The organism is Mesorhizobium sp. WSM4828 (assembly GCF_055811175.1).
Map to the genome: position 1 here is coordinate 16562 of NZ_JBVVQK010000016.1, position 20690 is coordinate 37251.

Sequence of the window (20690 nt, forward strand, 5' to 3'; positions counted from 1 at the left end):
GGAGCGAAAGCCATGGCGGACGACCAGGCACGCGCCGCACTTGCGGCCATTCCGATGCTGGCCGGCTATGACGGCCCGCTGGAACGGCTCGGTGGCCTCACCAACCTCGTCTTCAGGGGTAAGGATTTCTGCCTGCGTATCCCCGGCAAGGGTACCGAGGAATACATCAACCGCGCCAACGAGGCAGTGGCGGCGCGGGAGGCGGCGAGGGCCGGCGTCAGCCCCGAAGTGCTGCATGTCGATGCCGAGACTGGCGTGCTGGTGACCCGCTTCATCGCCGGCGCCGAGACGATGTCGCCGGAAAAATTCAAGACCCGACCGGGTAGCCCGGCACGCGCCGGCAAGGCCTTTGGCAAACTGCACACATCCGGCGCGGTGTTCCCCTTCCGCTTCGAGCTGTTTGCGATGATCGACGATTATCTGAAAGTGCTGTCGACCAAGGACGTCGCCCTGCCTTCCGGCTATCACGATGTGGTCCGCGAAGCGGAAACCGTGCGCTCGGCACTCGCGGCTTATCCTCTGCCGATCGTCGCCTGCCACTGCGATCCGCTCTGCGAGAACTTTCTCGATACTGGCGACAGGATGTGGATCGTCGACTGGGAATATTCCGGCATGAACGATCCGCTCTGGGATCTCGGTGACCTCAGCGTCGAAGGGCAATTCGACGCCGCGCAGGAGGAGGAAATGATGCTGGCCTATTTCGGCGGCGAGCCAAGACCGGCCGAGCGCGGCCGCATCGTCATTTACAAGGCGATGTGCGACCTGTTGTGGACGCTGTGGGGCTTGATCCAGCTTGCCAACAAAAATCCGGCCGACGACTTTCGCGCCTATGCCGACGGCCGGTTTGCACGCTGCAAGGCACTGATGGAGACGCCGGAGTTTTCGCGGCATCTCGCGGCGGTGCGCCGGGGTTAATTCACACCCTTCGGCACGTTTTCTGGTGGCACGGTGTCGACCACCTTCTGGCGATGGAAAATGAACAGGCCGGCCAGCACGACGATGGCCGAGCCGATCAGGATGCGCGGCCCAGGCACGTCGCCGAAGAAGGCGAGCCCGAAGACCACTGCCCACAACAGCAGGCTGTAATGCAGCGGCGCCAAGGTCGAGGCCGGCGCCAGCTTCAACGCCCTGGTGATCATCAGATGCGCGCCGCAGGAGACGATGCCGAGCAGCAGCATGGCGCCGAAATCGAGCGAGGACGGCGTCTTCCAGGTGCCGATGGTCAACGCAGCGCCGACCAGCAGCGTGCCGATGGTCTGCCAGGTGACCAGCGACGTGTCGCTGGTGCCGCGCAGCCGCCGATTGAGGATGATGGCGAAGGCAAAGGAAATGCTGCCGGCGAGCGCAAATATCGACGACAGCGAGAGCGCGGCCGAGGACGGCTTCAGCATGATCAGCACGCCGCAGAAACCGACCAGGATAGCCCCCCAGCGGCGCCAGCCGACCCTTTCGCCGAGCAAAAAGTGCGACAGCGCCGCCACATAGATCGGCCCGGCCATGTAGAAGCTCATCACGTCGGCGAGCGGCAGATAGACGACCGCCGCGTAGAACAGCGCCGTGTCGAGCGTCGTCATCACCACGCGAAGCAGCTGCAGCTCGGGCCGCTCCATGCGAAACAGCTTGGCCGCACCCTGATGTGCGATCATCGGCCCGAGTATGAAAAAAGCGCCGATCGAGCGGATCAGCACGACCTGGCCGACGGAAAAACTGGCAACCAGCCACTTGCCCATCGCGTCGTTCAACGCAAACAGGAAATCGCCGGCGAGCATCAGCAGGATGCCGGCCAGCAGCACATTCCTGATCGTCGAATTCTGGGTCGCGGGCTGCGCCATTCCGTTACCGGTTCCTCACCGTGGCTACGGTGACCCGCGTCGTAGTCGCAAGCTGCGGCCATGACGAGGCGAAAATCGAGAATTCGGTAAGACCAGCGCCGGAAATCGGCTGGACTAATGCATGTCGCGCAAAAGTGTGCAGCGGTTTTGCGACAACGACATGCATCAAAACAGGAACTTAAAGCGCGTCGCATGAGGCCGGTCGAGCGCGACGCGCTTTAAGCGTGGCGCCGGTTCACTGTGCCCGGCCTTCCGGCGATCGAAAGCCGCGTGTCCAGCCGGCTCCGCTCGGCCACCACCTTGCCCCTGGCAATGACGCAGAGACGCTCGGGGCGCAGCCGCAGCGCCTCGACCGGGTTGCCGGCATCGAGAACGACCAGGCTGGCGCGCTTGCCGACGGCCAGCCCGAGGTGGTCGAGGCCCATGATGGCGGCATTGACGTTGGTGACCATGTCGAAACAGCGCGCCATCTCGGCCGGGCTCGACATCTGCGCGACATGCAGGCCCATGAAGGCGACGTCGAGCATGTCGGCGGTGCCCAGCGAATACCAGGGGTCGAGCACGCAATCCTGGCCCCAGCCGACGCGGATGCCTTGCGCCAGCATCTCCTTGACCCGCGTCAGGCCGCGGCGCTTGGGAAAGGTGTCGTGGCGGCCCTGCAGCATGATGTTGATCAGCGGATTGGGGATCGCCGAAACGCCGGCCTCGGCAATCAGCGGCAGCAGTTTCGAGACGTAGTAATTATCCATCGAATGCATTGAGGTGAGGTGCGAGCCGGCCACTCTGCCCTGCAATCCCAGGCGCTGCGTCTCATAGGCTAGTTGCTCGATGTGGCGCGACAGCGGATCGTCAGTCTCGTCGCAATGCAGGTCGACCATCAGGCCGCGCTTCGCGGCGATCTCGCAGAGCTCGGTGACGGAGCGCGTGCCGTCGGCCATTGTGCGCTCGAAATGCGGGATGCCGCCGACCACATCGACACCCATGTCGAGCGCGCGGACGGTGTTCTGGTGCGCTGTCTGCGAGCGATAGAGCCCGTCCTGCGGGAAGGCGACCAGTTGCAGGTCGATATAGGGGGCAACCGTCTTCTTCACGTCGAGCAGCGCTTCGACCGCCAGCAGGCGGTCGTCGCAAACATCGACATGGGTACGGATGGCGAGCAGGCCCATCGACACCGCCCAGTCGCAATAGGCAAGTGCACGGTCGCGCACCGCTTCGTGGGTCAGAAGCGGCTTCAGCTCGCCCCAAAGCGAGATGCCTTCCAGCAACGTGCCCGAGACATTGATGCGCGGAATGCCGAGCGAAAGCGTTGCGTCCATATGGAAATGCGGATCGACGAAGGGCGGCGAGACCAGATTGCCATGGGCATCGATCGCCGTACCGGCGCTGACGTTCAGCTCGGACTCTATCGCTGCGATCGTTTCGCCGACGATGCCGATATCGGCGATCCTGCCGTCGGGCAGCGTCCCGCCGCGCACCACAAGGTCAAAATCCATCTAGCGCCACCTCGTTCAAAAAAGCCGTTTCTTTCCATTCAGCGTGCTGCCGCAAGGCGGAACCTTCAGGCGCGGCCCTTCCCTTCTCCCCTTGCGGGAGAAGGTGGCCGCGAAGCGGCCGGATGAGGGGTGTTCCAGCTTGGCGCCGACGACACTCCGTCCAGCACCCCTCAACCGTCTTGGCGCTGCGCGCCAATCCACCTTCTCCCACAAGGGGAGAAGGAAAAGCCCCTATTCCGGCACATACCGCACCGCCCCCCTGGCGGCACTTGTCGCCATCGCCGCATAGGCGCGCAAGGCCGTCGTCACCTTGCGCTTGCGCTTTTCCTCGGGCTTCCAGGCAGCCGTTCCTTTGGCCTCCATCGCCGCGCGACGGCCGACGATTTCGGCGTCGTCGACAGCCAGCCTGATGGTGCGGTTGGGGATATCGATCTCGATCGTGTCGCCTTCCCTGACCAGCCCGATCAGCCCGCCTTCCGCCGCTTCCGGCGAGACATGGCCGATCGACAGGCCGGAGGTGCCGCCGGAAAAACGACCGTCGGTGATCAGCGCGCAGGCTTTGCCGAGGCCCTTCGATTTGAGATAGCTGGTCGGGTAGAGCATTTCCTGCATGCCCGGGCCGCCGCGCGGCCCTTCATAGCGGATGACGACGACATCGCCCGCCTTGATCTCGTTCGACAGGATTGCCTTGACGCTGGCGTCCTGGCTTTCGAACACCCTGGCCGGGCCGGTGAATTTCAGGATCGATTCGTCGACGCCGGCGGTCTTTACGATGCAGCCGTCGAGCGCCAGATTGCCTTTGAGCACGGCAAGGCCGCCGTCCCTGGAGAAAGGATGTTCGGCCGAGCGGATAGCACCTTTCTCGCGGTCGAGATCGAGATCGTCCCAGCGGCGGTCCTGGCTGAAGGCGACCTGCGTCGGCACGCCGCCGGGTGCAGCCAGGAAGAAGTCGCGGACATTCTGGCTGGTGGTGCGCGAAATATCCCAATGATCCAGCGCTTCGCCGAGGCTCGCCGTGTGCACCGTCGGCAGGTCGCGGTTTATCAGCCCGGCGCTATCCAGCTGGCCGAGGATCGCCATGATGCCGCCGGCGCGATGGACGTCCTCCATGTGGACGTCTGCCTTGGCCGGCGCCACCTTGCACAGCACCGGCACCCGCCGCGACAGCCGGTCGATGTCCTCCATGGTGAAATCGACCTCGCCCTCATGTGCCGCGGCAAGGATATGCAGCACCGTGTTGGTCGAACCACCCATGGCGATATCCAGCGTCATGGCGTTCTCGAAGGCGCCCTTCGAGGCGATGCGGCGCGGCAGCGCGGTGTCGTCGTCCTGCTCGTAATAGCGCTGGGCGAGATCGACGATCAGGTGGCCGGCCTCGACGAACAGCCGCTTGCGGTCGGCGTGTGTCGCCAGCGTCGAGCCGTTGCCCGGCAGCGACAGGCCGAGCGCTTCGGTCAGGCAGTTCATCGAATTGGCGGTAAACATGCCCGAGCAGGAGCCGCAGGTCGGGCAGGCCGAGCGCTCAATGGTTTTAACGTCCTCGTCGGAGATCTTGTCGTCGGCGGCCGCCACCATGGCGTCGACCAGATCAAGCGCCTGGCTCTTGCCGGCGAGTATGACCTTGCCGGCCTCCATTGGCCCGCCGGAGACGAAGACAGTCGGGATGTTGAGGCGCAGCGACGCCATCAACATGCCGGGCGTGATCTTGTCGCAATTCGAGATGCAGACCATCGCGTCGGCGCAATGCGCGTTGACCATGTATTCGACCGAGTCGGCGATCAATTCGCGCGACGGCAGCGAATACAGCATGCCGTCATGGCCCATGGCGATGCCGTCGTCGATGGCGATGGTGTTGAACTCCTTGGCGACGCCGCCGGCCTTTTCGATCTCGCGGGCAACCAGCTGGCCGAGGTCCTTCAGATGGACATGGCCGGGCACGAACTGGGTGAAGGAATTGACCACGGCGATGATCGGCTTGCCGAAATCCGAATCCTTCATCCCGGTGGCGCGCCACAGGCCGCGGGCGCCGGCCATGTTGCGGCCATGGGTGGTGGTGCGGGAACGGTAGGCGGGCATTGAACTGTCCTTGCTGTCTGCGTCGCGCCCAAAGGCGCGGAAAACCGGAATTGAGCCGCAGGCCTTATAGACGCCACGCTCCGGTCTGGCCACAATTTTGCGCTGCGCCAGGGTGCGGAACGAGCGGCCAGCCAAGGACGCAGCCGGTCCAGACCGTAAAAAAGTCAGAGGTGCTGTCGGATCGGGTTTTGCTCGAGCGTCCTTAGGCAGACGGCGGGACCGGGCATCAATAGCCAGCCGGCCGTTTTGCGAGTGAAAACAAAGCCAAGACCAGCCCGAGGAGCAAGCAAATGCAAAAGATCACCACCTGCCTGTGGTTCGACGACCAGGCCGAGGAGGCCATGAACCATTACGTCTCCATCTTCAAGAATTCGAAGGTGCTGAGCGTGCTGCGCTGGCCCAAGGGCAGCGGCGATAATGAGGGCAAGGTGCTGATGGTCTCATTCGAGCTCGACGGCGTTCAGTTTCAGGCACTCAACGGTGGGCCGCAATTCAAGTTCACCCAGGCCGTCTCGCTCTCCATCGACTGCAAGACGCAGGAGGAGGTCGACTATTTCTGGGACAGGCTCATCGCTGGCGGTGGCGAGCCCAGCCAGTGCAGCTGGCTGAAGGACAAATTCGGCCTCTCCTGGCAGGTCGTTCCCGAGCAGCTGCCCAGGTTGCTGCTGGACCCCGACAGGGAAAAGGCCGGCCGCGTGATGCAGGCGATGATGCAGATGAGCAAGATCGACATCGCCAAGATCGAAGAGGCAGCCAGAGGGTGAACGAACGCGATCTTTCCTTCTCCTCATGTGGGAGAAGGTGGATCGGCGCGAAGCGCCGAGACGGTTGAGGGGTGCTGGACGGAATGAGACATTGGTGTTTTCTGGACACCCCTCATCCGTCGCCTTCGGCGACACCTTCTCCCACAAGGGGAGAAGGGAAAACCAGTAGCTCAAGCCGCTCTATCGCGCACCTGATAATCCTTGACCGCGGCGAAGCGGATCGCCTTCCAGCGCTCGGCCTCGTAGTTGAGCGAGAAAGTGTGCTGGGCGAGGAACACTGGATCGTTGTCGAGGTCGCGGGCGATGTCGCCGCGATGCGCCTCGATGAAGCGCTGGAGCTCTGCCCTGTCGTCGGCCGATATCCAGCGGCAGACGGAAAAGCGCGACATCTCGAAATCGACCGGCAGTGTGTATTCGAAGTTCAGCCGCTCTTTCAGGACGTCGAGCTGCAGGGCGCCGACGACGCCGACGATGGCCGGCGAGCCGTCCTCCGGGGAGAACAACTGCACGACGCCTTCCTCGGCCATCTGGTGCAGCGCTTCCTTGAGCTTCTTGGCTTTCATCGCGTCGCCGAGGCGAACGCGGCGCAGGATTTCAGGCGCGAAATTCGGCACGCCGCGAAACAGGATCTCCTCGCCCTCGGTCAGCGTGTCGCCGATGCGCAGCGTGCCGTGGTTGGGGATGCCGACGACATCGCCGGCGAATGCCTCGTCGGCGGTGACACGGGTGCGGGCGAAGAAGAATTGCGGCGCCGACAGGCTCATCGGCTTGCCCGTGCGCACCAGCTTGGCCTTCATGCCGCGCTCGAGCTTGCCGGAGCAGACCCGGACGAAGGCGATGCGGTCGCGGTGGTTGGGGTCCATATTGGCCTGGATCTTGAAGACGAAGGAGGTCATCTTGTCCTCGGTCGCCTCGACCTTGCGGCTGTCGGCCTCCTGCGCGCGCGGTGGCGGCCCATAGGCGCCGAGCGCCTCGATCAGGTCGCGCACGCCATAATTGCGCAGCGCCGAGCCGAAATATACCGGCGTCAGATGGCCTTCGCGAAAAGCTTCGAGGTCGAGCGGGCGACAGGCCTCGCGCGCGAGCTCCAGCTCCTCGATGAAGGCCTCGCGGTCGTTCTCCGGCAACAGGCCGGCGACGCGGTTGGAATCGGGACCGTTGACCGGCGTGCGCTCCTTCTCGGCGTCACCCTTGCGCACCGCGTTCAGCGCCAGATGGTAGGTGCCGGAAAAGGTCTTGCCGCGGCCGATCGGCCAGGTGATCGGCGCGGTATCGAGCGCCAGCTTCTGCTCGATCTCGTCGAGGATGTCGAACGGATCGCGGCTTTCGCGGTCCATCTTGTTGACGAAGGTGATGATCGGGATATCGCGCAGCCGGCAGACCTCGAAGAGTTTTAGCGTACGCGGTTCGATGCCTTTTGCTGCGTCGATGACCATGACGGCGCTGTCGACCGCCGACAGCGTGCGATAGGTGTCGTCGGCGAAATCCTCGTGGCCGGGCGTGTCGAGCAGGTTGAAGACGGTATCCTCATATTCGAAGGTCATCACCGAGGTGACCACCGAAATGCCGCGCTCGCGTTCGATCTTCATCCAGTCCGACCGGGTCTGAATGCGGTCCTTCTTGGCCTTGACCTCGCCGGCAAGCTGGATGGCGCCGCCGAACAGAAGCAGCTTTTCGGTGAGCGTGGTCTTGCCGGCGTCGGGGTGCGCGATGATCGCGAATGTGCGGCGGCGCGATACCGCTTGTTCGATGTCTTCAGCCAATTTCATGGAATCCTGTCTGTGGCGCGGGCTTCTAGCAGCGCTTTTCCGGCCTGTCGAACGGAAACACCCTTCGCCCTCAATGCCAGATGATGCAAATGTCGCTGCGGGCCGCGAGTTCAGTCACGGATCACAGCCGCTTCAGTGACCGAACCGGCATCATCCGTGCGGATGGCGAGCCATTCATAGTCGATCGAAAGCAATCCCCTTTCCGGGCCAAGGACATAGACCAGGCTCCAATCGGAAAACTTGTCGGTCTCAGGCGGCGCGCCGAGCGCCGCAAGGACTTCTGCCCGCGATTTCCCAACCAACCACCCGGTCAGCACCAGGCTGTCGGCGATGCGATGGCGTTTATGCAAGGGATCATGCCAGCTGTAGTCACCGACTTGCCACCACGATCGAATGAACGGCAGTGGGCCGAAGAAGACGGCATAGACGATCATGACCATGGCAGTGCCAAGAGCGAGACCTCGCGTCCAGCGGCGCAAACGAGCCCTTCGTGGCTGGGACATGATTTCTGGTCGGGAACTCAACAGCGCAGAGCTTTCTCGCAAAGACGATGTCATCGACCGTTTCGAGAACGGAACACCACGACGTGCATGTATCACGACGGCAGGAGGGTATGAAGTCCTGCCGTTAAAGGTGGACGGCCGTGAGCAAAGACATCCTCGGCATCTGCGCTTCCATCGCCTGGAACCTGAGTGCAGTGCAGTCGACCTCTCCGGCTGCCGGCGGTTCACGTTCCGACGTCAGGCCGGTTCGGCGGCATGGCTCTGTGAGGCCACCTCGGGAATCCACTCGGCAATTGCGGCGCCGATCCTGTCGGCATGGTCCTCCTGCAGATAGTGCGCGCCGGGTCCGAGATCGATCAACCGGCAGTTCTTCAGGCCCGCCGCGAATTCCCGTGCCGCCTGCGGCGAGACGAGGGCGCCTGGATCGCCTGAGAAAAGCAGCTTCGGGTAGGAGGAGAGCCGTAGCGCCCGATGGTCGTTCTCGCTGATGGCGGCGACATCGGCGGGCTGGCCTTCGATCGGCAGGTCGCGCGGCAGCTGCAGGATCGGCTTGCGCGATTGCGGTGTCGGGAACGGCGCCCGGTAGGCGGCCATTTCCTCATCGCTCATCGTGCGCAGCACAGCAGCCGGCAGCACTTTTTCGACGAAGACGTTGTCTTCCAGGACAAGCTTCTCACCGACGCCAGGCGTGCGCATTGCCTTGAACAATTCGCGCGCCTGCGGACGCTGGTGGAAATCGTCCCAGCTATCGAACGGGCGGATGAATTCCATGAAGGCGAGGCCGAGGATCCGCTGCGGCCGCCGTGCGGCGAGATGGAAGGCGAGCGCGGTGCCCCAGTCCTGCGCGACGACCACCATGTCGGTGATGCCAAGCGTCTCCATGAAAGCGTCGAGATACCGGACGTGGTCGAAGAAGCGATAGTCGATGTCCGGCTTGCCGGATTGGCCATAGCCAATCAGGTCGGGCGCTATGCAGCGGCCGAACGGCGCCACGTGCAGGATGATGTCGCGCCAGATAAAGGACGACGTCGGGTTGCCGTGCAGGAAGAGCACAGTCGGACCGGCAATACCTGCCTCGACATAGGAGATGGTGGAATCGAGTACCGCGACTTGCGAGCGTGGCAACATTGTGCGCTTTTCGAGTTTCGGGTTCATCGGATCAGCTCCTTTTTGCGAAGACTGTTTTGAAGACGATGTTCTTGAAACGCTCGAGCGGTTCGGGACTGCGCTCCACCTTCATGCGCAGCATCGCGCCTTGCCAGGAACTCAAAAGGAAATCGGCGAGATCCTCGGCATCGAACGCGTCGGTGATGTCGCCGGCCGCCTGGCCCTCGGCGATGCATGCGGCGAAGGGCTTACGCCAGCGTTCGAAAATGGCGACAAGTTGCAGCCTCAGCGCCTCGCTGTGAGCCGCCGTCTCGAGGCTGAGATTGCCGATCATGCAGCCCCGTGCCCAATCATGCGCCTCCAGCTTCGACGTGATGATTTCGAGATAACGGCGCAAGCGCCCGACCGGGGGCGTGCCGTCGCGGGCGAGGGCCTGCTTCACCAAACCGCTCACATAAGCGAAATAGCGGTCCAGCACCTCGCCGGTGAACGCCTCCTTGGAGGCAAAATGGTTGGTGAAGGACCCCGGGCGGGCATCGGCCGCGGCGACGATGTCGCGTACGCCGGCAGCCGAATAGCCGGAACTCCAGATGGTTTTGAAACCGGCGTCGAGAAGTTTTTCGCGAAGTGAATGTCTAGCCATATCGATACAATACGTACGTACGTATTAGAGTCAAGAGGCATTTTTTTGGTACCGCGCGCTCTTGGCAGAACCCACAGGCATGGCATCGCAGTGGTGGGCGTTGGAACGAGGAGCGAGCATGGCAGCGGCACAAGAAGTGATCGTCATCGGCGCCGGCATCATCGGCGCCTCCATCGCCTGGCACCTGACCAGGGCCGGGGCAAAGGTGACGGTCATTGCCGGCAGCGGCGCCGGCGGCGTCGCGACGCCGAATTCCTTTGCCTGGATCAACGCCAGCTGGGGCAATCCGGAGGTCTATTTCCGGCTGCGCACTCGGTCGATGGCCGAATGGACGCGATTGGCGAACGAGGTGCCCGGCATCCCGTTGCAATGGTGCGGCGGCTTGTGCTGGGACCTGCCGCGTGCCGAACTTGAGGCCTATGCGGCCGAGCACGCCGCCTGGGGCTACGGCATCGAGCGTGTCGACCGTGCCGGAGCGGCGCGCATCGAGCCCAATCTGACCGAGCTTCCCGATGTCGCCCTTTATGTGCCTGGGGAAGGCGTTGCCGAGCCGGTCGCCGCCACGCAAGCACTGCTGACCGACGCCGAACGGCGCGGCGCGCGGCTGCTGACGGGAGTTACCGCGACCGCGCTTGTGCAGGCCAACGGCAGGATTGCCGGCGTCGATACATCCGGCGGGCGGATTGCTGCCGACGAGGTGATGATCGCGGCCGGAGCCGGCTCTCCGGCACTAGCGGCAACAGCCGGGATAGAACTGCCGATTGAGACGCCACCCGGCCTGATCGTGCACTCGCGCCCCTACGAAAAGCTGCTCAACGGGCTGGTGATCGGCGACCGCCTGCATATGCGCCAGACGGCGGAAGGCCGCATCATCGCCGGCTCGGATTTCGGCGGCGCCGATCCCGGCATGGATGCCGCGGCCACCGCCCGCGACCTGTTTGCGGCGATGAAGGCGATGCTGCGCGGCGCGGATGGGCTGGAACTCGATTTCCACACCATAGGCTACCGGCCGACGCCGGTCGGCGGCTTTCCGATCATTGGCCGCGCCGCAGGCGTGCGCGGCGTCTACGTCGCGGTCATGCATTCCGGCATCACGCTGGCCCCGGCCGTCGGCCTGTTCGCCGCCCGCGAAGTCCTCGACGGCGAGCGCGATCCGCTGCTTGATCCCTACGGGCTGGGGCGGTTTACTCAATAACCGGGCGGCCGGCGAAAGCCGCCGGTTAGCGGCTCGATTGCCCTCGCGATCCCGAACAGGCGCGACTCCGACCAGCGTTTGCCAACAAGCTGTAGGCCGATGGGCAGGCCGTCGCTGTCCTGTCCGCAGGGCAGCGACAGTGCGGGATGGCCGCTGTAGTTGAACACCGCGCCATAGGCCGGCAGCATCCAGTAGCTTTGCTCGCTACCATCGACCTCGATCGGCGTTCCCGGCTCGCAATGCGGGAACGCGGTGACCATGGCGACGGGGCACAGCAAGGCGTCGCAGCCGTCTAAGAACCGATCCCACGCCAGGATGGAGCGGTCGCGGCGGGCGAGCGCCTCGAACCAGCGCGAGACCGGCGTCGGCTTCTCCGGCGGTTCGGGCTGCGCCGCCTCCAGCATCATGCCGATCAGTGCACCGCCTTGCCTCAGGTCGTCATGCAGGTCGAGCTTCGGCAATTCGGCCTCCTCGACGATGGCGCCCGCAGCCTGAAGCTCTTTTGCCAGGCTTTCGACCGCCGCGCTGATCTCGCCGGCCACCGGAAAGCCCGGAAAGGACGGCGCGACGGCAATGCGCAAATTTTTGAGATCCAGCTCCGGTGTGGTTTCGACCGGTACCGGCGCAAGGTCGGTATCGCTTCCATCCGGCCCGGCAATGAGGCCGTAGATCAGCGCCAGGTCCTCGACGCTGCGCGCCATCGGTCCTAGGCAGGAGATCAGCCTCACGCTGCGCGGCGCCCCGCCTGGATCGGGGAAGGCGCCGGCGAGCGAGACGCGGTGCTCGGTCGGCTTGAGGCCATAGACGCCGCAAAATGCAGCGGGCAGCCGGATTGAATCCTGCATGTCGGTGCCGACCTCGAACGGCGTCATCCCGGTGCTGAGCGCCGCCGCCGCACCACCACTGGAGCCGCCGGCGGTGCGCTGGAGGTTCCAGGGGTTGCCGGTGCGGCCGAACAACGGATTGCTCGACTGCCAGTCACCGAGCATTGTCGCCACGTTCGTCTTGCCCACCAATATGCCGCCTGCCGTCTTCAGCCGGGCAACGACCGGACTGTCTGCCCTCGGGGCATAGTCGGCGAAGGCCGGGAAGCCGACGGTGGTTCTCATGCCAGCGGTTTCGTGCGTGTCCTTCAGGGTGAACGGCACACCTTGCAGCGGCCCAAGTGCCTCGCTGCGCGCCTGCACTTCGTCGGCCTTGCCGGCGCGTTGCCGCGCACCGTCCCGATCGAGGGTTACAACGGCGTTAACCGCCGCATTGTGCCTGTCGATCTGCGCCAGATGCTCGTCCAGCACCTCTATTGCGGAAACCTTACGGTCGCGAATGGCCGCGGCCAGTTTGGTGGTCGAGGAAAAGACGATATCCATCGTAAATGCTCCGGGCGATCGCGCTGCGCTCCTCAAAATGGCGGATTGGCGCGTGGATGCAAGCTTGGCTCGGCATTTCGACGACGGCGGCGCTTGATCGGGATTGCGCTGCCGGGATCCGTTGAGCGTCGGCGCTGTCCAGCGGCGTCGCCGCGATCGGCGCCTCCACGGCTTACCGCCCCCTGTGGTGCGTCCGCTCGTAAAGCTGGCGGATGATGCCGCTGGCCGTGGTCTCGAACAGAAACGGCAAGAAAGCATGAATGAGCGCGGCAAAGGCCGCCATGAACAATCGCGACGAGAACCATGCGGCGAAAGCCATATGGCCGAAATAACTCTCGCCGACCGCGGCCGGGTGAGAGGTGAAAAGTCTTGCGAGCCGTGCTGTCATGTCGATCCCTCCTGCCGGCATGAAGAGCCGGCGATGAAGATCCTGCCACGGCTGTCAGGTCCATCGGTCTCAAATTGTCCTTGTCTTAAGCCAGATTTTGGGACAAACATCCCACATGATGCCGGAAATCGACGAAATAGACCGGAGATTGCTGGCCGAGCTGCAACGCGACGGCACGCTGTCCGTCGACCAGCTCTCGGCAAGAATATCGCTGTCGCGCAATGCCTGCTGGCGCCGGGTCAAGCGGCTGGAGGAAGACGGCGTCATCACCGGCCGGGTGGCGCTGGTCGACGCCGACAAACTTGGACTCGGCCTTTCCGTGTTCATCCTGATCCGCACCTCGAACCACGATCCCGACTGGCTGCAAAGATTCCGAGCGGCGGTGACCGGCTTTGCCGAGATCACCGGCGCCTACCGCATGTCCGGCGACCTCGACTATGTCCTGCGCGCCCGCGTCGCCGATGTGAAGGCCTATGACCGGCTCTACCAGCGGCTGATCGCCAAGGTGGCACTGTCGGACGTTTCGGCCTCCTTCGTCATGGAGGAGATCAAGGAGACCACGGTCGTTCCGATGGAACTGCGCTGAAGCGGAACTGTGCTGAAAGAAAGCCGTTGATAGCATTGCCGCCGAGTTGACTGGATCGGCGTTCGCGACGATAGGATCAGCCTTATGCGCGCAGCACTTTATCCCTCTTCCGTCATCGGTCCGGCTGTCGGCTTTGTCAGGCTGCCGCACGGCGAGGGATTGCCGCTTCCCGCCTATGAGAGTTCGGGCGCCGCCGGCATGGACCTGCGCGCCGCCGTCCCGGACGACAGGCCGCTCTTGATCCTGCCGGGAAAGCGCGCGCTGGTGCCGACCGGGCTGATCCTGGAAATTCCGGAGGGCGTCGAAGGTCAGGTCCGGCCGCGTTCCGGCCTCGCCTTCAAGCACGGGCTCACCTGCCTCAACACACCGGGCACCATCGACAGCGATTATCGCGGCGAGGTCAAGGTGCTGCTGATCAATCTCGGCGAAGAGGATTTCGCAGTGACGCGTGGCATGCGGATCGCCCAGATCGTCTTCGCCCCGGTGACGCAGGCGACCGTCGAGGAGCGCACATTGGCCGGCGGCACAACGCGCGGCTCGGGCGGCTTCGGATCGACCGGCACCGCCTGATGAAAATCCCCAAGCTCGTTATCTTCGATTGCGACGGGGTTCTGGTCGATACCGAGAACCTGGCCAATCGGCGCCTCGCCGAGTGGCTGACCGCGGCCGGCTTTCCGGCCAGCTTCGAATATTGCCGCAAGAACTTCTCCGGCCGCAGCATGGTCTCGGTGCAGAAGGAAGTCGAGGCAACCGGCGTCAGCCTCGGCGCCGATTTCGTCGAGCGCTGGAACGCCGGCCTGCCGGACCTGTTCGCGCATGGCGTCGAGGCTATCCCCTATGTTCGCGAGTTCATCGAAACTGTGCACGCCGCCGGTATCGCCACCTGCGTCGCCTCGTCGGCACGGGTGTCGAAAATGCACATCACGCTCGGCCAGACCGGGCTGCTGCCGCTGTTCGAGGATGCACTGTTTAGCTCGACCATGGTCTCGCGCGGCAAGCCGTTCCCCGACCTCTTCCTGCATGCGGCAGCGACGATGGGCTTCGCGCCCGCCGACTGCATCGTCATCGAGGACAGCGTCGCCGGGACGGCAGCCGGCATCGCCGCCGGCATGCGCGTCTATTCCTATCACGGCGACCCGCTTTCCGACCGCGATGGGCTGATCGAAGCCGGCGGCATCCTGTTCGACGACATGCGTGAACTGGCCGGGCTGGTGCCGATCCACTGATCGGGCCTTTGTTCAAGCTGCGCTGTATGTTGCAGCTGCTTGTGCTAGCTTGCGCGTGCCCGACATAACGAGCGCGCGCATGACCTTTCCTCGTTTCCTCTGTGCCTGCCTGCTGCTGCCTTGTCTCTGGACGACGGCGAGCGCTGAGGCCGTCAGCTTCCCGGAGCTCGGCAGCGCTGTCCCCAGCCACGGCGATGTCACCTATCTCGACCTCGCCAGGCTGGTCATTCCCGATCTGGCCGCGGACAAGGACGGCTTTTTCCGGGGTTCGATGCCGATCGAGATGCGTCACATCGCTGGACCGGGCTACGGCGGCTCGCCACCGGCGACGTCGGGCCTTTCCAATGCCGGCGTGCTCGGCATCAAGGCCGGCGGCAAGGAGCGGCTGACCATGCTGTTCGACCTTGGCGACTCGCCTGACAGCGCCGAAGGCTATGCCGTGCTGGCACTCTACGACGTCACCGGCAAGCCGGCGCTGCTCGACGCGGTCAATGTCGCCGTCGACCGCATCACCTCTCTTCGCGAGCCGGGCAAGCTGCCGATCGGGCCTGGTGACGACGCCATCATCAGCATGAGCATGCATTTCAATTCGAGCCAGGGCTATGGGATCACGCCGCTGATCATGGTCCGCAACGACAGGTTCGAGTTGATCGACATGATCTATACGTTCGACGAAAACCTCTGCACCCATAGGAGGACGCAGAAGGCGGCGTTCCAGGCGATGGCCGACGGCCAGCCCTATGCAGCCATCAAGGTCACGGTGACCGACGCGACGCTGCCGGGGGAAGACAGCTGCGACGGCCAGCAGCCGCCAGAGGCGTCTTCGCGCGACATTTCCGTCACCTATCATTGGGACAAAAACGCTTCGCGCTACGTCAAGGATTCCGATGCGCTGGACCGATTGGCAGATGAGAACGCCAAACGCTTCTGAACCAACCGCATTTGTTTGCCCGGCGCCTTCCGCCGGGCTAGAATTTGCCTCACATTCTGCACTGGAGGGGAGCATCCATGGATAAGGGCAAGATTTTTCGCGACCTGCATGCCTCGATCTTCGTCATGGCCAATTCCTGGGACGTCGGCACGACCAAGCTCTTAGCCTCGTTCGGCTTCAAGGCGCTTGCCACGACCAGCGCCGGCTTTGCCTTTTCGCGCGGCCTGCCCGATGGCGCGGTGACGTTCGAGGCGATGATCCATCATTGCCGTGAAGTGTCGGCGGCGACCGGGCTGCCGGTTTCGGCGGATCTCGAAAGGGGCAAGGGCGACAGCGCGACAAGTGCCGGCGAGACCATCTTCGCCGCCGAGGCGGCTGGCCTCGCCGGCTGCTCGATCGAAGACCATACCGGCGAGCCCGACAAGCCGATCTATGATTTTACGCATGCCGTCGAGCGCGTCGCGGCTGCGGCGGAGGCGGCACGGGCGCTGAAACGCGATTTCGTCTTCACCGCGCGGGCCGAGAATTTTCTGTGGGGCAAGCCCGACCTTGACGATACGATCAAGCGGCTGCAGGCCTTCGAGAAGGCTGGCGCCGACGTGCTCTATGCACCTGGGCTGGGCGACGTTGAGATGGTGCGAACCGTCTGCTCGGCGCTGACCAAGCCGGTCAACGTCATGGCCAGGCCCGGCTTCACCATCGCCGACCTTGCCATGGCGGGGGTAAAGCGCGTCTCGCTCGGCCCATGGCTCACCAATTTCGCCTTCGGCATGCTGGAGACCGCGGCGCGCGAGATCCAGCAGGACGGCACCTTCGGCTTCACTCGCGCCGCCATGCCGTTCGGCAAGCTGCAGGCGCTGTTTGCCAAATCTTCAGCCTAGGTCCGGGCCCGGCGAATGACGCTCACCGTCGTCGACATGCACACCGGCGGCGAGCCGCTGCGGATCGTCACCGGCGGCTACCCCGACATTCCCAAGGGCACGATCCTCGAAAAGCGCGCCTATGTGCGCGACCATCTCGATCATCTCAGAAAGATCCTGATGTTCGAGCCGCGCGGCCACTACGACATGTATGGCGCGCTGCTGGTGGAGCCCGACCTGCCGGGCGCCGACCTCGCGGTGCTGTTCATGCACAATGAGGGCTATTCGACGATGTGCGGCCACGCCATCGTCGCGCTCGGCCGCTACGCCGTCGACGAGCGGCTGGTGGTGCCACGCGAGCCGCTGACGACCGTCAATATCGAGGCGCCATGCGGGCTGATTTCGGCTGCGGTCGAGGTAAGAGATGGCAAGGCCGGTGCGGTGTCCTTCGAAAGCGTGCCGGCGTTTCTGTTCGCCCGCGATCAGCGGATCGAGCTGCCGGGGTATGGTCCGGTCGGCTTCGACATCGCTTATGGCGGCGCCTTCTATGCGCTCGCCGACTGCCGCCAGTTCGGGCTGGAATTCGGCAGGAACCGGGTGCGCGATTTCGTCGATGCGGCGACCGCGCTGACCAACAAGGTCAAGGCCGAATTGCCGCTGTCGCACCCCGACCACGCAGATCTCGCCTTTCTCTACGGCACCATCCTGACCGACGGACAAGATGCGTTCTCCGATACGCCGACCAAAAACATCTGCGTTTTCGCCGAGGCCGAGGTCGACCGTTCGCCGACCGGCTCGGGCGTCACCGCGCGCCTGGCGGCCATGCACGCCAAGGGCCAGATCGAGATTGGCCGGACGCGGCTGTTCGAGAGCATCGCCGGCTCGCGCTTTTCCGGCGCGGTCGTACGCACGGCCACAGCCGGGCCGCATGATGCCATCATCGCCCGCGTCGGCGGCCGCGCCTATTACTCAGGCCGGGCCGAATTCATCGTCGAGGACGACGACGAACTGGGCAGGGGCTTCCTGCTGCGCTAGCTCCCTTCCCGCGCCGAGATCGCCTTGTGCAGATGCACCATCATGGCGGCGGCGAACAGCGGCGTCAGAAGGTTGAGCAGCGGCACCGCCAGGAACGCGGCGACGACCAGCCCGGCCAGGAACACGGTGACCGCGTGCTTTCTGCGCAGTGCCTTGGCCTCGGCCTCCGGGCGAAAGCGCATGGCGGCGAATTCGAAGAACTCGCGCCCGAGCAGATAACCGTTGACGACGAAGAAAGCGGCAATGTTGATGCCCGGCACCAGCAGAAGCAGCAGGGCGACGATATTGCCGAGGATGACGACGCCGAAGAACCTGATCGCCAGCACCAGCGAGCGCAGCGCAGGCACGGCGCGGCCGGGCGGATCGTTGGGATAGTCGGTGCGCTCGACCACTTCGGCGACGTCGTCGAGGAACAGGCCGGCGATGATCGCCGTCACCGGCGCGATAAAAAGCGCCAGCCCCAGCGCAAGGCCGATGCCGGCGACGACGGCGCCCAGCCATCCGGCCCAGGATGGAAGCGCCGGCAGCCATGCGTCGATCCACGGCCAGGCCAGCCATTCGAACAGGCTCTTAATCCCGAACCACAGCGCCGCCAGCGCCAGCAAGGTCAGCCCCAGCGTCTTCAGGAATACGGAACGGAATTCGGGCGAGAACAGCCGGCTCAAGGCGGCGCGGGCGGCGTCGAGAATCACGGCGTTTCCAATTCCATATCAAACGTGCCCGTGGCTGATATCTCCGAATAGGCGGAGACCGCCCAAGTCGCAAGCGCGGCTTCCTAGCGCGCGACCTTCGCCTGGGGAATGGTCATCGCCGCCACGCCGGCGACGACCAGGGCCATTCCCCACCATGCGCTCGGACCAAGGCTTTCGCCAAGGAATACAGCTCCGATAGCGACGCCGATCGGCACCCGCAGATAGGCTTGCGAGGTGGTGCCGACGGAGCCCAGCGTGTGCAGGAGGCGGAAATAGATTGAGAAGGCCAGCGCGGTTGAAAACACCGAAAGCCCGAGCAGCGCAAGGATCGAAGCTGTCGATGGCGCCAGGGTCCATGGCCGGTCGAACGCAAGGCTCAACGGGATCAGCATCGCGGCGCCGCAGAGCATCGAACCGGCGGCCGGCACCATCGGATCGAGCCCCCGGAAGCCGCGGCCGAAAACGGCAGCGCCGGCATAGCAGATCGTCGCCGCGACCACGGCAAGTTGCGGCAACAATTGCTGTCCGAGGCCGCCAAGCGCCGGGGCGCCGACAACGAGGCATATTCCGGCTATTCCCGCCGCGACGCCGAACAGCTTGCGCATGGTCGCCGGTTCGTGGCGGGTTATCAGCACGGTCAGCAAGAAGGTGAAGATCGGCGAGGTCGCATTCAGGATCGTGGCCAGTCCGGCATCCAGCGAGCGCTCGGCCGAAGCGATCAGCGTGAACGGCACGACGCTGTTGAGGCATGCCTGGAATGTAAACCGGCGCCAGCTTGCGGCATCACCCGGCAAGGCCAGCCCGCGCCAGCGGATCAGGGCGAGCAGGATGCCACCCGCGATCAGGGTTCGCGCGGCGATCAGCGCCACCGGCGGGATCGTCGCGACGCCGATCTTGATGAAGCTGTAGGATGCGCCCCACAGCACCGCCAATATGACGAGCAGCACCAGCTCGATCCGGGTGTCGGTTTTCATGGACATGGCCGGCTGGAACCTCTGGGCATCGCTCATCTCAGCCATGCTTGTAAGCCAGGCACGCGGGAAAATGCTTCGGCCGTCATCCAACGATGGTCGCTATGCCGACATTCGTCGGATCGCCGCATTGGCAACTAGGCAAAGCCGCATCAAACCGCTAGACCCGCCCGCGCCCGGCGTGGCAGAAAGCCGGTGGCTTTTTTGGCGGAGACTGAATTGATGCCGGACTATGACGTGCTTTGTATCGGAAATGCCATCGTCGACATCATCGCCCAGTGCGACGAGGCGTTCCTGGAGACCAACGGCATCATCAAGGGCGCGATGAATTTGATCGACACGAGGCGCGCCGAACTGCTCTACAGCCGCATGGGCCCGGCCATTGAAGCCTCGGGCGGCAGCGCCGGCAACACGGCGGCCGGCGTCGCCTCCTTCGGCGGCCGCGCCGCCTTCTTCGGCAAGGTCTCCAACGACGCGCTCGGCGAAATCTACGCGCATGACATCCATGCCCAGGGCGTCGCCTTCGACACCAGGCCGCTCAACGGCGAACCGCCGACGGCGCGCTCGATGATCTTCGTCACGCCGGACGGCGAGCGCTCGATGAACACCTACCTCGGCGCTTGCATCGAGCTCGGCCCGGAGGACGTCGAGGCCGACAAGGCGTCGGGCGCCGCGGTCACCTATTTCGAGGGCTATCTATGGGACCCGCCGCGCGCCAAGGAAGCGATCCGGCAGACTGCCAAGCTCGCCCACGCCGCCGGGCGCGAAGTGTCGATGACCTTGTCGGACTCGTTCTGTGTCGACCGCTATCGCGACGAGTTTCTCGACCTGATGCGCTCAGGCACCGTCGACATCGTCTTTGCCAACAGCCACGAGATCAAGTCGCTCTACCAGACCGCGTCCTTCGACGAGGCGCTGGCGCAGATCCGCAAGGATTGCAAGATCGCCGCCGTCACTCGGTCGGAAAAGGGCTCGGTCATCGTGCGCGGGCACGAGACCGTCACCATCGAGGCCACCAGGATCCGCGAGCTGGTCGACACGACCGGCGCCGGCGACCTCTACGCCGCCGGCTTCCTCTACGGCTACACGCAAGGCCGCAGCCTGAAGCAGTGCGGCGATCTCGGCTCGCTGGCGGCCGGACTGGTCATCCAGCAAATCGGCCCAAGGCCAAGGCAGAATCTGCGCCGCGAGGCCGAGCAGGCGGGGTTGTTGTAGCAGCACCTCTTCCCTTCTCCCCTTGTGGGAGAAGGTG

Annotated in this window: 21 protein-coding genes; 10 read left to right on the top strand and 11 right to left on the bottom strand. The window is 64.3% G+C overall.

The genetic code is table 11. The annotated features are described in order from the left end of the window. The first annotated feature begins 12 nt into the window (after positions 1–12). Positions 13–915, top strand: a complete 903-nt coding sequence (locus AC0L2X_RS18805) for a phosphotransferase (RefSeq protein WP_473557545.1) — start codon at positions 13–15, stop codon at positions 913–915. On the opposite strand, the gene AC0L2X_RS18810 is transcribed toward AC0L2X_RS18805, so the two are convergent. From AC0L2X_RS18810 to ilvD, 3 genes are all read right to left on the bottom strand, one after another. Then, the gene (locus AC0L2X_RS18810) at positions 912–1832 is read right to left on the bottom strand and encodes a DMT family transporter (RefSeq protein WP_473557542.1); all 921 of its coding nucleotides are present in this window, start codon (positions 1830–1832) and stop codon (positions 912–914) included. The two genes, AC0L2X_RS18805 and AC0L2X_RS18810, sit on opposite strands and share 4 nt — an antisense overlap. Positions 1833–2050: 218 nt before the next feature. Next, entirely contained in the window at positions 2051–3325 is a 1275-nt protein-coding gene (locus AC0L2X_RS18815; protein ID WP_473557540.1) for an amidohydrolase family protein, read from the bottom strand. Between the two features lie 231 nt (positions 3326–3556). Then, complete coding sequence (gene ilvD, locus AC0L2X_RS18820; RefSeq protein ID WP_473557538.1) at positions 3557–5401, bottom strand: dihydroxy-acid dehydratase; 1845 nt, start codon at positions 5399–5401, stop codon at positions 3557–3559. A 290-nt stretch (positions 5402–5691) separates the two neighbouring features. Here ilvD and AC0L2X_RS18825 point away from each other — a divergent pair, with 290 nt between their 5' ends. After that, entirely contained in the window at positions 5692–6165 is a 474-nt protein-coding gene (locus tag AC0L2X_RS18825) for a VOC family protein (RefSeq protein ID WP_473557535.1), read from the top strand. Positions 6166–6335: 170 nt separating this feature from the next. On the opposite strand, the gene AC0L2X_RS18830 is transcribed toward AC0L2X_RS18825, so the two are convergent. From AC0L2X_RS18830 to AC0L2X_RS18845, 4 genes are all read right to left on the bottom strand, one after another. After that, complete coding sequence (locus tag AC0L2X_RS18830; protein ID WP_473600255.1) at positions 6336–7934, bottom strand: peptide chain release factor 3; 1599 nt, start codon at positions 7932–7934, stop codon at positions 6336–6338. Between the two features lie 110 nt (positions 7935–8044). Continuing rightward, complete coding sequence (locus tag AC0L2X_RS18835) at positions 8045–8374, bottom strand: hypothetical protein (RefSeq protein ID WP_352488014.1); 330 nt, start codon at positions 8372–8374, stop codon at positions 8045–8047. 300 nt (positions 8375–8674) lie between these two features. Further along, a complete protein-coding gene (locus AC0L2X_RS18840) occupies positions 8675–9592 on the bottom strand; it encodes a haloalkane dehalogenase (protein ID WP_473562088.1) in 918 nt (305 codons plus the stop codon). A gap of 4 nt (positions 9593–9596) precedes the next feature. After that, a complete protein-coding gene (locus tag AC0L2X_RS18845; RefSeq protein ID WP_473562089.1) occupies positions 9597–10187 on the bottom strand; it encodes a TetR/AcrR family transcriptional regulator in 591 nt (196 codons plus the stop codon). A gap of 118 nt (positions 10188–10305) precedes the next feature. Between AC0L2X_RS18845 and AC0L2X_RS18850 the strand changes: the two genes are divergently transcribed. Then, on the top strand, positions 10306–11382 hold the full coding sequence (locus tag AC0L2X_RS18850) for an NAD(P)/FAD-dependent oxidoreductase (protein ID WP_473562090.1): 1077 nt from the start codon (positions 10306–10308) through the stop codon (positions 11380–11382). Here AC0L2X_RS18850 and AC0L2X_RS18855 read toward each other — a convergent pair. Together AC0L2X_RS18855 and AC0L2X_RS18860 are read right to left on the bottom strand one after the other, a co-directional pair. Then, positions 11376–12749 carry an amidase gene (locus AC0L2X_RS18855; protein ID WP_473562091.1) on the bottom strand — a complete coding sequence of 458 codons (1374 nt, stop codon included), beginning with the start codon at positions 12747–12749 and terminating at the stop codon, positions 11376–11378. The two genes, AC0L2X_RS18850 and AC0L2X_RS18855, sit on opposite strands and share 7 nt — an antisense overlap. 172 nt (positions 12750–12921) lie before the next feature. Continuing rightward, positions 12922–13137 (bottom strand): DUF6356 family protein, encoded by a 216-nt coding sequence (locus tag AC0L2X_RS18860; protein ID WP_473562092.1) that lies wholly within the window; start codon positions 13135–13137, stop codon positions 12922–12924. A gap of 115 nt (positions 13138–13252) precedes the next feature. Here AC0L2X_RS18860 and AC0L2X_RS18865 point away from each other — a divergent pair, with 115 nt between their 5' ends. From AC0L2X_RS18865 to AC0L2X_RS18890, 6 genes are all read left to right on the top strand, one after another. Then, positions 13253–13723, top strand: coding sequence for an Lrp/AsnC family transcriptional regulator (locus AC0L2X_RS18865; protein ID WP_473562093.1), 471 nt, complete (start codon positions 13253–13255; stop codon positions 13721–13723). An 84-nt stretch (positions 13724–13807) separates the two neighbouring features. Further along, positions 13808–14293 (top strand): dUTP diphosphatase, encoded by a 486-nt coding sequence (gene dut / locus AC0L2X_RS18870; protein ID WP_473562094.1) that lies wholly within the window; start codon positions 13808–13810, stop codon positions 14291–14293. Next, positions 14293–14949, top strand: coding sequence for an HAD family hydrolase (locus AC0L2X_RS18875; RefSeq protein WP_473562095.1), 657 nt, complete (start codon positions 14293–14295; stop codon positions 14947–14949). Before dut ends, AC0L2X_RS18875 begins: the two co-directional genes overlap by 1 nt. Positions 14950–15028: 79 nt before the next feature. Next, a complete protein-coding gene (locus tag AC0L2X_RS18880; RefSeq protein WP_473562096.1) occupies positions 15029–15880 on the top strand; it encodes a hypothetical protein in 852 nt (283 codons plus the stop codon). 77 nt (positions 15881–15957) lie between these two features. Then, positions 15958–16761, top strand: coding sequence for an isocitrate lyase/PEP mutase family protein (locus AC0L2X_RS18885; protein ID WP_473562097.1), 804 nt, complete (start codon positions 15958–15960; stop codon positions 16759–16761). Positions 16762–16776: 15 nt separating this feature from the next. Continuing rightward, positions 16777–17775 (top strand): proline racemase family protein, encoded by a 999-nt coding sequence (locus AC0L2X_RS18890; RefSeq protein ID WP_473600256.1) that lies wholly within the window; start codon positions 16777–16779, stop codon positions 17773–17775. Here AC0L2X_RS18890 and AC0L2X_RS18895 read toward each other — a convergent pair. Continuing rightward, positions 17772–18467, bottom strand: a complete 696-nt coding sequence (locus AC0L2X_RS18895) for a sulfate transporter family protein (protein WP_473562099.1) — start codon at positions 18465–18467, stop codon at positions 17772–17774. The genes AC0L2X_RS18890 and AC0L2X_RS18895 overlap by 4 nt on opposite strands. 83 nt (positions 18468–18550) lie before the next feature. Continuing rightward, positions 18551–19441 (bottom strand): DMT family transporter, encoded by an 891-nt coding sequence (locus tag AC0L2X_RS18900; protein ID WP_473562100.1) that lies wholly within the window; start codon positions 19439–19441, stop codon positions 18551–18553. 219 nt (positions 19442–19660) lie between these two features. On the opposite strand from AC0L2X_RS18900, the gene AC0L2X_RS18905 reads away from it, so the two are divergent. Continuing rightward, a complete protein-coding gene (locus tag AC0L2X_RS18905; protein ID WP_473562101.1) occupies positions 19661–20653 on the top strand; it encodes an adenosine kinase in 993 nt (330 codons plus the stop codon). Positions 20654–20690: the final 37 nt, after the last annotated feature.